The organism is Paenimyroides ummariense, from assembly GCF_900115115.1.
Lineage (GTDB): Bacteria > Bacteroidota > Bacteroidia > Flavobacteriales > Flavobacteriaceae > Flavobacterium > Flavobacterium ummariense.
The window spans coordinates 96,434-111,261 of record NZ_FOVI01000002.1; the positions used below are offsets into that span (position 1 = coordinate 96,434).

Consider the following 14,828-nt stretch of genomic DNA (forward strand, 5'->3'; position numbering starts at 1 on the left):
GTATAGTTTTTAGTTTCAGGTTTAACGTTTAACGTTCAAAAACTTTAAGCCTTAAACCTTAAACTACAATTCAAAACTTATTATGAGCAAATACACAGAAGAAGAATTAAAAAAAGAATTAGAAACTAAGGAATACGAATACGGATTTTATACTGAATTAGAATCTGAAACGTTTCCTGTGGGTCTGAATGAAGATATAGTTCGCGCGATTTCTCAAAAGAAGAACGAGCCCGAATGGATGACTGAATGGCGTTTAGATGCTTATAGAATTTGGCAAGAAATGACCGAGCCTAATTGGGCAAACGTAACGTATGAAAAACCAGATTTTCAGGCAATTTCATATTATTCGGCACCAAAAGATGTAGATCCAAACAAAACGTTAGACGATGTAGATCCGGAACTTTTGGCAATGTACAAAAAGTTGGGAATTTCTATAGAAGAGCAAAAACGTATGAACAACATTGCAATGGATATTGTAGTTGATTCTGTTTCGGTTGCTACCACTTTTAAAGAAACCTTGAACGAAAAAGGAATTATTTTCTGTTCGATTTCCGAAGCTATTAAAGAACATCCGGAATTGGTGAAAAAATACATTGGTTCTGTTGTTCCAAAAACCGATAATTATTATGCGGCATTAAACTCGGCTGTTTTTTCAGACGGATCGTTCTGTTACATACCAAAAGGCGTTCGTTGTCCAATGGAATTATCAACCTATTTCCGTATCAATCAGGCAGGTACAGGTCAGTTTGAGCGAACCTTGTTAATTGCCGATGAAGGATCGTATGTTTCTTATTTAGAAGGATGTACCGCTCCAAGTCGTGATGAAAACCAATTGCATGCAGCAGTTGTGGAATTGATCGCAATGAACGATGCCGAAATTAAATATTCAACAGTACAAAACTGGTTCCCGGGCGACAAAGAGGGTAAAGGTGGTGTATTCAACTTTGTAACAAAACGAGCTTTGGCAGAGAAAAATGCGAAGGTTTCTTGGACACAGGTTGAAACAGGATCGGCTGTTACATGGAAATATCCATCTTGTATTTTGAAAGGTGATAATTCGGTAGGCGAGTTTTACTCAATTGCTGTAACCAACAATTATCAGCAGGCTGATACCGGAACAAAAATGATCCATTTAGGAAAAAATACTAAATCAACCATTATTTCAAAAGGAATTTCGGCAGGTAAATCTCAAAATTCATACCGTGGCTTGGTGCAGATTGGTTCGCGCGCAGAAAATGCCCGTAACTTTTCGCAATGTGATTCTTTGTTAATGGGTAACGAATGTGGTGCACATACTTTTCCGTATATAGAATCGAAAAATTCAACAGCTAAGTTAGAGCACGAAGCTACTACAAGTAAAATTGGAGAAGATCAAATTTTCTACTGCAACCAACGAGGGATCCCAACCGAAACGGCAATTGCCTTAATCGTAAACGGATTTTCACGCGAGGTTTTAGACAAACTACCAATGGAATTTGCTGTAGAAGCTAAAAAACTATTAGAGATTTCGTTAGAAGGATCAGTTGGATAATTTTTTGTTTAAGGTTTAATGTTTAAAGTTCAATGTTACAAGATTATAACTTTAAACCTTGAACACAAAAACTTTAGACTAAAAATTATGGCTACAATAAAAAGATTTGAAGATTTAGAAATTTGGCAAGAAGCAAGAAATCTTTCTAAAGAAATCATAAGCATTGCCAAGCATACAGAATTAAAGACAGATTATAGGCTTAAAGAGCAAATAAAATCAGCATCAGGGTCGGTAATGGATAATATCGCTGAAGGTTTTGAGAGAAATGGAAATATGGAATTTAGACAATTTCTTTCTATCGCAAAAGGCTCGGCAGGAGAAACAAGATCTCAAATTTATCGTTTATATGATAATGAATATATAAGTAAAGAAAAGTTAGATTTTTTAGTTTCAGAATATGAAAAATTGAGCGGTAAAATAAATAATTTTATTGCGTATTTAAATAAAAACGATTTTAAAGGAACAAAGTTTCAATAATAATATAAATAAGGTAGTAAGTCTAAAGCTTCATAACTTTAAACTTTAAACTTTAAACTTTAATCACATGTTACAAATTAAAAACCTACACGCCTCTGTAGAGGACAAAGAAATATTAAAAGGAATTAATCTGGAAGTAAAAGCAGGTGAAGTTCATGCAATCATGGGGCCAAACGGTGCAGGTAAATCAACCTTGTCGTCTGTAATTGCTGGTAATGAAAACTTTGAAGTTACCGAAGGCGAAATTATTTTAGAAGGCGAAGATCTTGCAGATTTAGCTCCGGAAGAACGTGCACACAAAGGAATTTTCTTGTCGTTTCAATATCCGGTTGAAATTCCGGGTGTTTCTGTAACCAACTTTATGAAAACGGCAATCAACGAATCGCGCAAAGCAAACGGTTTGGAAGACATGCCTGCAAACGAAATGTTGAAGTTGATTAAAGAAAAAGCAGAATTGTTGGAAATCGACCGTAAATTTTTATCTCGATCTTTAAACGAAGGTTTTTCGGGTGGAGAGAAAAAACGTAACGAGATTTTTCAAATGGCTATGTTAAATCCTAAAATCGCGATTTTGGATGAAACAGATTCTGGTTTAGATATCGATGCTTTAAGAATTGTATCAAACGGAGTTAACAAACTGAAAAACGAAAACAATGCGGTTGTTGTAATTACGCACTACCAACGCTTGTTAGATTATATCGTTCCTGATTTTGTTCACGTTTTACACGATGGAAAAATCGTTAAAACAGGTGGTAAAGAATTAGCACTTGAATTGGAAGAAAAAGGATACGATTGGTTGAAATAATTTAGTTTAAATGGTTTAAGGTTCCATGTTTAAGGTTTCACAACTTTAAACAAAACAAACTTTAAACTTTAAACAAAGCAAATAATGGATTTAAAAGAAAAATTATTATCATCATTTTTAGCATTTGAACAAAAGGTAGATATAAATTCTACCCTGCACGATGTGCGTACAGATGCTTTAAAGGTGTTCGAAAATAAAGGATTTCCTACAAAAAAAGAAGAAGCTTGGAAATACACGTCGTTAAATGCCGTATTGGCAAACGATTTCAATATTCTTCCAAAAAATGAAACAGCTGTTGATTGGAAAGACGTTAAAAAGTATTTTTTAAACGATGTTGATACCTATAAAGTAGTGTTTATCAACGGTGTTTTTTCATCGCATTTGTCATCAACTACGCACGATGGTTTAGATGTTTGTTTAATGTCGTCGGCATTAACAAAGCCTAAATATAAAATGGTTATCGATACCTATTTTAACCAGATCGCTAACAAAGAAGACAGCTTAACGAATTTGAATACGGCATATTCTTTAGAAGGAGCGTATATCAATATCCCGAAATCGACTGTAGTACAGAAACCGATCGAGATTTTGTATTTCACAACGGGAGCATCTAATTTTGTTCAGCCAAGAAATTTGGTGATTGTTGGCGAAAATGCACATGTTCAGATCATCGAACGTCATCAGTCTTTGTCAGAATTGCCAATGCTTACAAACAGTGTAACCGAAATTTATGCTGCAAAACGTGCCATTGTTGATTATTACAAATTACAAAACGATTTGCTGACTGCAGATTTGGTTGACAATACCTACATCGAACAAAAACAGGAAAGTCGCGTATCGGTTCATACGTTTTCTTTTGGTGGAAACATCACAAGAAACAATTTGAATTTCTATCAAAAAGGCGAACGTATCGATTCTACTTTGAAAGGAATTACCATTATTGGCGAAAAACAGCATGTGGATCATTACACGTTGGTGAGCCATGAAGAGCCAAATTGTGAATCGCATCAAAACTATAAAGGAATTTATGACGATCGATCTACCGGAGTTTTCAACGGAAAGATTTATGTAGATAAAATTGCTCAAAAAACCGATGCTTTTCAGCAAAACAACAATATTTTACTTACAGATAAGGCTACGTTAAACACCAAGCCGCAATTAGAGATTTTTGCCGATGATGTAAAATGTTCTCATGGTTGTACCATTGGTCAGTTAGATGAATCTGCGATGTTCTATATGCAGCAGCGCGGTATTCCTAAAAAAGAAGCAAAAGCGTTGTTGATGTATGCGTTTACCGATGAGGTTTTGTCGTCAGTTGCCATTCCGGATCTTCAATTAAAACTGCAAAAGCTAATCTCAATGAAACTGGGTGTTAACATTGGATTTGATATATAACAAATTAAAAAAGACTTCTGAAAAGAAGTCTTTTTTAATGCGCTGAAACAGCTTTTAACCCAATAATAGATCCTATAAGCGTTGTAATAAAAAACACACGCCAAAAAGTAGCAGGATCTTTAAAAACAACAATTCCTACAATTACGGTACCTACTGCACCAATACCTGTCCAAACCGCATAAGCCGTTCCAAGCGGTAATGTTTCGGTAGCTTTCATTAACAAGCCCATGCTTATGATCAGTGAAATTATAAAACCGGCATACCAACCGTAAGCTTCGGTTCCCGATAATTCTTTGGCTTTTCCCAAACAAGTTGTAAACAGCACTTCGAACAATCCGGCAACAATTAAAATAATCCAACTCATGATTTAAATTTTATTGGTACAAAGATCGGGCAATTTAATTTGTTTGCCTTTTACAAATGATAAAAACCAATTTTATTTATTTGAAATTAGAAAGTTCGTTTCGGTGTTTAATTTCCAATATGGTGTAAATAGTTTTTAAGTGATATTTAACCGTATTTTCAGAAATGAACAAATCAGCAGCAATTTCTTTGTTGTTTTTGCCATTTTGTACCAATTTGATAATTTCTAATTGACGTTCTGTTAAGTTGAAAGAAGACAATTCTTTAAAAGTATTAACATTTTCGTTTGCTAAACTTTTAAGATGTTTTATTTCTTCTTGAATTCTTTTATTTTCTCTTTCAATTAAGATTTTATTCTGCTTATTCTTATTGAATAATTTTATTAGAAACACCACCGCAATTATTAATAGGATACTCAGCAGCATAAGACCAATTTGTATTTTTTGCTTCTTTTTCAGCTGATTATCAAAGTTTTCATTTTTAATTTCTTGTTCTAAAATTTCAACTTTGCTGCTTTTGTCATTTGAATTGTACAATGCAAAAAGCGAATCACATTTTTTTTGATAAATAAAAGCCTTTGCAGTATCGTTATTGTTACTAAATACGTTTTTATAAACTTCATTCAAATAAAATTCGTACTTCAGGTTTTTATATTTTTGGGCAATTCCAATCCCAAGCTGATAAGCGTTGTCCCTTTTTTTAAATTCGTTTGTGATATTATACAATTCTATTTGCTTACCATAAACAATAGGTAATTCTTGCGGGTAATGCGTTTCTGCAATTTTTACAGCATCATTTAACTTCATTTCAGCTGCAGCGTAATTCTTATTTTTAAGAAGAAAATAGCCTTCTTGCGTATAAATAAAAAGTAAATATTTATTGTTTAAATTTTTATAAGCCGTTTGTTCTAATTCATTCATTAAAAGTTTGGCTTTATCAAAATCTTGCATTTCAAAATAGATAAAAGCTTTTTCGGCTTTGATTTCTTGTACTGCCGTTAAAAAATCAGATCCTTTTTTGCCTTCCTGTAATGCAAGATCCAAGTACTTTAATGCGTGCTGATATTTAAAAAGATTTTTATAAATATCCGATTTAATAAGATACGCAGCATACTTATCGTTTGCCGATGTTTCTTTATTGTTAATAAAATCTGTTAGTAATTTTACCGATAAATCATACTGATCTGCCTTGTTATATTGAGAGATTTTTTCTTGTAAAGATTCAATCGAATTTTTTTGTGAATAAACAAATGTGCTGAAAAGCAGTAGTATAGAAATTATTAAGTTCTTCATTAAAATTTGTTTTCAACAAAAATACTAATTACAAACATATTTAATATACTGTTTATTCACTTTTAAGAGAATTAAAAATAGTGTTTTATATTTCTGAAAATCAAATGTTTAAATTCAACTACACAGCGGGTAGTAAAAAAAAATCTTAATACTACCTTAAAACTACCTGCTTATAAATTAAAGATTTTAAAATATTTATTGAAATTCGCCCCCGAAATAAATACATAGTATAAAACAACATTAAGTGTATTTACTTTTTTAGAGAATTTAAGAATATAGTTTTTAATCACTTTTTAGAGGGGATGCTAAAGTTTGATTTTTAAGAAGCTATAATCATAAAACAAAAATTACAATTAAAACTAAAAACTAACATCTTTTAGAATTGTGATTTATATATGAAGCAAACATAAGCAAGCGGATCTTTTTTAGAGAAGCTTATAAAATTTGGCTGAAAACTAAAGCTGCTGTATTAAAAGTAGTTTTAGTTATTAGCCATACAAACTTTTTATATGAAAAAAATAGTACTACTGCTGGGGGGCATACTATGTAGCACGGTAATTAACGCACAAGTAGGTATAGGCACGTTGAGCCCGAATAAATCTGCGCAGTTAGAAATAGCTGCAAAAGATAGAGGTATTCTAATTCCGCGAGTGCCACTTAAAAGCATTACCGATGCTGTTACCATCTCAAACGGTAACGTAGAATCATTGTTGGTTTTTAATACCAATCCTTCAAATTCTTTATCAAGAGGTTATTATTATTGGTTAGATAACCGATGGAACCGTATCATTAATGAAACCGATTTAAGCATTGTTTTAAAAACGGTCGGTTTGGTTGATGGTACCAATACAACGGTAGAATCAAGCATCGATCCAACAGATCCCAACAAAACAAACTGGAAAGTAAATGTTGCTACTGCAAAAGGAGCTAACGGAACAACACCATCTAATTTAGGAGTTGTAAAAGAAGCTGCTGAAAATCCTTCGGTTGTAATTAGTCAAGACGGGGAACTTTCTGTAAGTTTTGAAACTATGCATGCCATAAAACAGGTAAATCAAGATTATAACGCAAAACTGGCAGATGTAGTATTGTTTGGCGATGCAAGCGTTTCAAGTATTACCATTGCTTTACCAAATCCGGTAAACAATAAAGGCAAAAAGTTTACTATAAAAAAGTACGACGATAACGAAAGCAACTTTGTAAACGTTACCGGCCAGATCGAAGGTGTAAGCGGAGGTTTATATACCGCATTGCCTTATTCTGGTTGGAATTTAGTCTCAGACGGAACGGTTTGGAAAATAATAGAGAAGTTTTAAGAAAAATCAACAACAAAAAATAAAAGAAAAATTTTCAATTCGATATGAAAAAATTATTACTATCAGCATTTGTTGCATTTGCTATGTTAGCATCAACAAAAACATTCGCACAGCAAGGTTTTGGTACAAATGAACCAGACAAATCAGCAGCGGTAGAAATCCTGTCAAACAAACGCGGTTTATTAATTCCAAGGCTAAATTTAACCGCAGCAAATGTTGCTGCGCCGGTTATAAGTCCTGCACAATCGTTATTAGTTTATAATACAGCTACCAGTTCTGTAGCAGCTGATCCTGCGAATCATGTTACACCAGGTTTTTACTATTGGGACACTAATCGTTGGGTACGTTTTAGATCCGAAGGTTCAGAAAAAAATACAATAGTTACTGCAGGTGAAAATATAAAAGTTAACGGAGTAACATCTGGTTTAACAACTACCTATACGGTAAGTGTTGATGGTGGAACTAATAATGGACAAGTATTGGTTAGTATTCCAAATACGGATCCTGCAACCGTTGGTACTGAACCATTTGTGTCTAAATGGGTGGATCCAGACGATTTTATTAAAGGTGTTAACGGTATAGATGTAACTACTGATCCTACAACAGGGGTAACGAATGTAGGTTTAGGTGGGGCATTAACTGATGCTACTGGTACAGAAATTATTACAGATCCTACAACTGGAAGAACATTAGCTATTCAAGGTTTAGAAGTTTTAACGCCTTCAACATTTAATACTGCAACACAAAATATTATGGTAATGGGTGTCGATGGTATTTTAAAACAAGTTGCTCCTAAAACATTAATAGAAGATGCTATTGCGGCAGATAATTTAACGGCAAAAGCATTATCAAGTGCAGGTGGAATTATCACCGTTAACGGATCAGCTTCTGTAGCCAATTCCGTTTTAAAAGATGTTGAGTTAGGCATTGCTAATAAATCTATCGGAGCAGAAAAACTGAATCCGGGAGCGGCAACACCAGGACAAATTGCAACAGTGATTGAAACAACTCCGGGAGATGCTACTACAAAAGTAGTTCAATATCAAGATCCTTCAACAGCAATTGGTCAGCCTTTAACTACAGATAATATTATTGGAGTAGGTGCAGATGCAACTGCAGCATCAGCTACAACTGCAAATTTGTTGAACGGAGCGGTTTTAACACCAACCTATTTAAAAATTAAAGATGATGCAATAACAGCGACACAAATTGCTGAAAATGCAGTAGGCGCATCAGAATTGGCAGATAATTCAGTAGCTTCTGCTAATATTATAGACGGAAGTATTGCGAATGCAGATTTAGGTGAAAAATCGGTGTCGGCAAATAAATTAACCTCTACTGTTACCAATGCGGCGGGAGTAGTAACTTCTACAGCTCCGGCAAACACAGTTCCAACAGCAGATGGTTCAGGTGGTGTAACTTATCAAACTATTGCAGCTGCAGCAGGTGAAGATTTAACTACCGATGGTAAAATTGTAATTGGATCAACTAATGTAACCACTTTAGCAGATGCTGTATTAGTACCAACACGATTAAGTATTGCTGCAGAAAGTATTACTTCTGCTGATATTAAAAACGGTACCATTACAACTACAGATATAAAAGCACCAAACTCATCAACAGATAATAACCTTGACGGTGATGAAAATATGGTAATGGTTACAGATTCAAATGGTGACGTAACTTGGATTGCACAATCTTCATTGGCTAATAAAGACAATTACAACTTTACAACACCATTGGCAAAAGATGCCGGTACAGCAAACGCGAACGGAGGAACAGATTATACAGTAAGTATTGCCACGGCATCAGCTACAACATTAGGTGTTGTAAAACAATCGGCAGCTACAGGCGAGGAGATAACCATTGCAACAGACGGATCTTTATCCATTAACGAAGCAAATGTTACCGTAGGTACCGTAGCAGGTAGCGATGTAACAGGCAAGCTAAATGATTTAACAGTTACAGGCATACAAGGTACAGCTGTATCAGCAACGGCTCCAACAGCTGCCAATAACATGTTGGTTTATAATTCAACGACAAATCAGTGGGAACCATCAACAGTTGCAGCAGCAGCAGGTAAAACTTTAACCGGTGCAGGTATTACGGTAACACCAGGTGCAAATGCAACTCCGGGTACAGCTACTTCATTAGCATCTACGGTTTTAGCAGATGTTACTTTAGGAATTGCCAACGATGCAATTACTAATGATAAATTAGCTGATGATGCTGTAAAAACAGAAAATATTGAAAACGGAGCTGTTACGAATGAAGATTTAGCATTAAAAGCTGTTACCGCAGATAAAATGGAATCTAAAAATACAGCAGCAGGTACTAACGTTTCGGCAGGTATGGTACCAACAGCAGATGGTATAGGAGGTGTTGAGTATAGAACCATTAATAATACTGTAGCCGTAATTAACGGTTTACGTAAAGATGCAACAGCAGCAGATGTTATTAAATTAGGTGGCGATTTAATAGAAGCTACCGCAATTAATACTAGCGTTGGTAGCGCAGGTAATACATTAGCAATAACAGGTTTGGTAAATGTTGCACCTGCTACAGCAACAAAAAACAAAGTAATTGTTGCAGAAACAACAGGTGGCGTTTTACGTACTGTGGATAAAATTGTAACAGGAACAAATGTAGAAGTTGCAGCAAACGCAAACTACAGTTTCCATACTCCAGAAGTGGTTATCAATATTACTTTAGGCAATACAGATCAAACAATAACTTTTCCAAGTGCAGCTTCTGCAGAAGGTCAGGTTATCAACATTAAGATTGCCAATACAACCGAAGCACATACCGGTTACTTAAACGTATTAGATACTTACGGAGCGATGCCATACCAAGCTTGGATTGTAAAATCTAACGGTACAACATGGGAAATCGTAGGTAGAAACTAATTAAAAAAACATTCAACTATTGCTTATGAAAAAAGCAACCAAGATAAATTTAACCTTGTTGGCACTTGTCTTAAGTGCCAACGGGTTATACGCACAACAAGGATTTGGAACTAATCAGCCTAGTAAAGCATCGGTAATTGATCTACAGTCTGATTCTAAAGGACTTTTAATACCTCGTGTTGCATTAACATCGCTAACAAATTTTTTACCTGTTAAAGGAGAAACATCAACCAATATTGGTAAAACAAATTCTTTACTGGTTTATAACACCGCAACGGTAGGAACTACCATAAAGCCGGGATATTATTATTGGACTACAGACGGAACAGCAGCTAACAGTTTTTGGAAACGCCTATTAGCAAACGATGAAGCTACGGCATTAGCATTAGCAGGCGATGTAACCGGAACTTTAGGAGCAACGGTTGTTGGTAAGATACAAGGAACACCGGTTGCAAATACAGCACCAACAAATAATCAGGTATTAACTTATAATGGAAGTACTTGGACACCTACAACTATTTCACCGGCAACAATTAGTAACAAAGGAACATTAACTACACAAGGCGGCATAGAATTTACAGGCGGTACAGACGGTACAGATAAATTATTGGGTAATGCAACTATTCAGATTGCCGATTTAGGTGTTACAACATCAAAATTGGGTGTTGATGCTGTAACAAATGAAAAGTTAGCAGATAATGCTGTGCAAGCAGAAAATATTGCCAATAGAAATGTTACCGCAGCAAAACTTACGGCAGGCAGTGGTGCAGCAGGCAGAGTTGCTGTTGCAGATGCAAATGGTGTAGTAACATATACAAATGCAGTTCCTAGCTCATCTGTTTCAGGACAAGACGTAACAGCTGCAAGTAATAAAGTTACGTTAGCAGGAACACCTACAGGAGCAGCCTTAAAAGCATTTTCTATAGATGTTAATGAAGCAAACTTAACGTTAAACAACATCGGCGGAACACTTAATGCGAATAAAATAACTCCAAGCACAACAAACAATCAGGTTTTAACAACAAATGGTTCAGGTACTACGGTTTGGGCAGACAGAAGTTCATTAATAACCGGTGTAAGCAATACATCTTCTGGTAATTCATTAACCACAACAGTTAACGGAACAACGGGATCTGCGGTAAATATCATTAACAGTAATGCATTGTCTTTAAATGGTTCAAACCAGTTAGTAAGTACTATAAACGGAATTGCTTCAACTGCTTTGGATTTAGCTCCTGCTGTTAAAGCAAATCAGCAAAATACAATTGTTCAAGGCACGGGAGCTGTATCGGTTCCTGCCGCTGTAACAGTTGGGAACAATACAACCTATACGGTAGGTGTTAATACCGCTACTTCAAGTGATTTAGGTGTGGTAAGACCGGGTGCTGGATTGTCAATCAGTTCAGGTGTTTTAAGTGTTGACGCATCAGCTTCGGGTATCGGTAAAACTTTAACGGGATCAGGAATAACCGTAACAGCAGGTAATACTGTTGGCACAGGAACATCGTTAGCAAATACAGTTTTAGCTGATGTTACTTTAGGTATTGCAGATAATGCAATTACAAGTACTAAAATAGCTAATAATGCTGTAACAGTTGGTAAATTACCTGCAGGAGCATCTGCTACAACATTTTTAAGAGGAGATGGTACTTGGGTTACACCAACAGATACTAATACAACTTATGGTGGTTCAACATCAATATTGTTAAATTCGGGACTATTTACACGTGCTGAATTAACAGGCGATGTAACAGCACCTGCAAATAGTAATGTTACAACTATTGCTAATAATGCTATTACCGCAGGCAAAATTTCAGATGATGCTGTAACGGCGGCAAAAATAAATCCAGATGTAGCAGGAAACGGATTAACACAAGCAACAGACGGATCATTACAGGTAAATGCACAAAATGGTATCAGTGTAAACAACGATTTAGTAAAATTAGGTGGTACTTTAACAGAAAATACAACTTTAACAAATTCAACATTCGATCTTACATTAGCAACTACAACAACAGGAACTACTGGAAAGCTAAAAGTTACTGGTCTTGATAAAACCAAAGTACAAGCTACAGTAAATACAGGAACTACTACCGGTATCACAGAGCATATATTAGCTGTAGGATCAGACAATGTGGTAAAAGCATTAAAAGCCACAATGCCTAAATTTTTCTACATGCCATCTATTATAATTCCAATAGCAAATTCACAGTTTACAACTATTAATGGTTCGGCAGGTGAATCTTTTACAGATGCTACAAGAACAGGTGTTTTAAATCTTTACGAAAGATACAAAGCACAATTTGGTACAAATGGTACAGCAACACAACCAAGTAGTCCAAGTGCGCCCCCATTACCTGTTTTACCAGCATCGGAATTACATTATTATGTAACATGGTATGACACTACAATATTTCAAAGTGTTAGTTTAGATGCAACCGGAAAAATGACTTATATAGTTAGAACAGGTGTAGATGTTACAGTAGGTTCTTTTATGAATATTGTTTTTGCAGTAAAAGAAGGGTAATTATGTTTAAATTCAATTTTAAAAGATGTATTTCTTTAGTTATTGTTTTGTTTTTATGCCAACTTTCAAATGCTCAATTTACAATTACCGATAATTTTAGGGGAAGTGGGTCATCAGATGTTAAAGTAGGTGGCTCAAATGTAGCAAATCAAGGGGAAGCATATTTTACTTCTGGAGTAGATGATCCTGTTAATTCTGGTTGGCTAAGAATTACAAAAGCTTTGGGAAACCAAAGAGGATATGCTTATATTGATCGATCTTTCCCTTCAACCTTAGGGTTGCTGGTTGATTTTGAATATAAAATGTGGAGAAATGCTTCAGACGGAAACTATAATGGCGCAGATGGATTAAGTTTTTTCTTATTTGATGCAAATGTTCCATTTCTTTTAGGCGGATATGGTGGATCTTTAGGATATGCTCCCAATACTGGCGGGAACGTTAGTACAGGTGTCAGTGGCGGTTATATTGGTGTTGGTCTTGATGCTTACGGTAACTTTTCTAATGCTAATGAAGGACGGGTTGGAGGTGTTGGTGTAGTTGCAAATGCAATTACTATTAGAGGCGCAACCACAAACGATCCTGCAACCACAAATCCATACTTAAATCATGTTCCTTTGGGTACACAAACAGGTGGGTTAGACGCTGTGCGCGCACGTAATGAAATAGATTTTAATACAATTACAAATACACGGCCAACAGATGCTCAATTCTATAGAAGGGTACAATTAGAAGTTGTACCCAATCCATCAGGAACCTACCGAATCATTGTTAGATGGAAACAAAACATTAATGATATAAACTTTACACCATTATTGGATTTCAATTCTAACCAAGTGCCACCAGAATTGCTTAAGTTAGGTTTTGCCGCATCTACAGGCGGAGGATTTAACTATCATGAAATTCGAAATTTATTAATTACAACTCCAAATAACTTAAGGGTCACAAAAAAAGCAAATAAAGATGTTGTAAGAAGTGTAAATGTTGGAAGCAATGAAAATAGAATAACATATTATATAGAAGTTGTAAATGATACCGATCAAGCATACACAAACGCCACTTTTTTAGATGAATTGGTTGATGTTAATGGAAATGCTATACCAACATCTATGTTTACTATTAACTCAGTTACACCAAGTAACAACTTTACAAACACAAATTTAAACATAGTTACAAATCAAAATAAAATTCAGGGAACTGTTACAATTGCTCCTAAAACAACGGGTTTAATAACGGTTGTTGGTACTCTTAATGCAATACCTAGCTATAATTTATTAGTTAATAAGGTAAGTGTTTTACCTGCTGGTCAAGATAAAGATTTCGATTTAGCTAATAACTATGCAAATGTTACTACTTCTGTTATCGCAGAAAATGTTGATTTACTATTGCAAAAGCAAACTATTGGTGCTAATTGTATTGATGTTACTAATGGAAATACATATGAACTAAAAGTAGCAAATATGGGCGCTGTTGCTGCTCAATATAGACGTACAGGTAGTAGTAATGATAATAATAAAAACAGAATTGTAGTTACTAAAGTAATACCTGCTGGTTTTACATATAATGACAGCGCTACACCCGATGGTTTTGTTACAAGCTTCACTAACACATCAAACACAGCGAGATGGACAAAAGTTACTCAAAACAATACACCATCTACTGGCTTTACTACCTATATTTATATAGCACGAGGTGATACAGATGCCGATAAAACATTGGCTGGCGGTGGTACAGCTTTGCCTTATCCTATACGTTATACAATAACTCCGCCATCAGGCACAACCTCTTATACAGATACTTCAACTGTGGAATATCGTTCAGCTAATGGAAACACAGCATATAATGGCAATAATTTAGAGTCAAGTTATTCACCACCAAATACAGCCAATAATAGTATTAGTGAAATAATAAAGGCGGTTCCTGCACAACCAACAATCGCAAGCAGTACAGTGTATTATTGTTTAGGTCAGGTAGAACCTCTTTCGGCTACTGCTGATACTGGAAATACGTTGGTTTGGTATTTAAACCAAGGCGGAGTTCCATCAAATATACCATTTACTCCTCCTACAGCAAAAAGAGGAACTTATAAATATTACGTATCACAATCAAACGGTGTGTGCGAAGGACCGCTAAAAGAAATAACCGTTATTGTTAGAAACTGTAAAATGATAACAAATCCAATCTTGATAAATAAATCAAGATCACTTTAATCTAACCAA

Annotated in this window: 10 protein-coding genes; 8 read left to right on the plus strand and 2 right to left on the minus strand. The window is 35.2% G+C overall.

The features are described 5' to 3' along the window. Positions 1 to 82: 82 nt before the first annotated feature. The 4 genes from sufB (at position 83) to sufD (ending at position 4,208) form a co-directional block, all read left to right on the plus strand. Positions 83 to 1,531, plus strand: coding sequence for a Fe-S cluster assembly protein SufB (gene sufB, locus BM253_RS02120; RefSeq protein ID WP_091518319.1), 1,449 nt, complete (start codon positions 83 to 85; stop codon positions 1,529 to 1,531). Between the two features lie 87 nt (positions 1,532 to 1,618). Next, positions 1,619 to 2,008, plus strand: a complete 390-nt coding sequence (locus BM253_RS02125; protein ID WP_091518800.1) for a four helix bundle protein — start codon at positions 1,619 to 1,621, stop codon at positions 2,006 to 2,008. 67 nt (positions 2,009 to 2,075) lie between these two features. Next, a complete protein-coding gene (gene sufC / locus BM253_RS02130) occupies positions 2,076 to 2,813 on the plus strand; it encodes a Fe-S cluster assembly ATPase SufC (protein WP_091518323.1) in 738 nt (245 codons plus the stop codon). Between the two features lie 84 nt (positions 2,814 to 2,897). Continuing rightward, the gene (gene sufD, locus BM253_RS02135) at positions 2,898 to 4,208 is read left to right on the plus strand and encodes a Fe-S cluster assembly protein SufD (RefSeq protein WP_091518329.1); all 1,311 of its coding nucleotides are present in this window, start codon (positions 2,898 to 2,900) and stop codon (positions 4,206 to 4,208) included. A 34-nt stretch (positions 4,209 to 4,242) separates the two neighbouring features. On the opposite strand, the gene BM253_RS02140 is transcribed toward sufD, so the two are convergent. Next, a complete protein-coding gene (locus BM253_RS02140) occupies positions 4,243 to 4,572 on the minus strand; it encodes a DMT family transporter (protein ID WP_091518332.1) in 330 nt (109 codons plus the stop codon). 76 nt (positions 4,573 to 4,648) lie between these two features. Then, positions 4,649 to 5,863, minus strand: coding sequence for a helix-turn-helix domain-containing protein (locus BM253_RS02145; protein ID WP_091518336.1), 1,215 nt, complete (start codon positions 5,861 to 5,863; stop codon positions 4,649 to 4,651). A 509-nt stretch (positions 5,864 to 6,372) separates the two neighbouring features. Here BM253_RS02145 and BM253_RS02150 point away from each other — a divergent pair. From BM253_RS02150 to BM253_RS02165, 4 genes are read left to right on the plus strand one after another with little or no spacing between them, the layout of a single operon-like run. Continuing rightward, positions 6,373 to 7,179: a hypothetical protein gene (locus BM253_RS02150; protein WP_091518340.1), complete on the plus strand. Its 807-nt coding sequence runs from the start codon at positions 6,373 to 6,375 to the stop codon at positions 7,177 to 7,179. Positions 7,180 to 7,223: 44 nt separating this feature from the next. Beyond that, positions 7,224 to 10,085: a beta strand repeat-containing protein gene (locus tag BM253_RS02155; RefSeq protein WP_091518344.1), complete on the plus strand. Its 2,862-nt coding sequence runs from the start codon at positions 7,224 to 7,226 to the stop codon at positions 10,083 to 10,085. Positions 10,086 to 10,110: 25 nt separating this feature from the next. After that, a complete protein-coding gene (locus BM253_RS02160; RefSeq protein ID WP_091518348.1) occupies positions 10,111 to 12,612 on the plus strand; it encodes a beta strand repeat-containing protein in 2,502 nt (833 codons plus the stop codon). Between the two features lie 2 nt (positions 12,613 to 12,614). Next, complete coding sequence (locus BM253_RS02165; RefSeq protein WP_091518351.1) at positions 12,615 to 14,819, plus strand: L-type lectin family protein; 2,205 nt, start codon at positions 12,615 to 12,617, stop codon at positions 14,817 to 14,819. Positions 14,820 to 14,828: the final 9 nt, after the last annotated feature.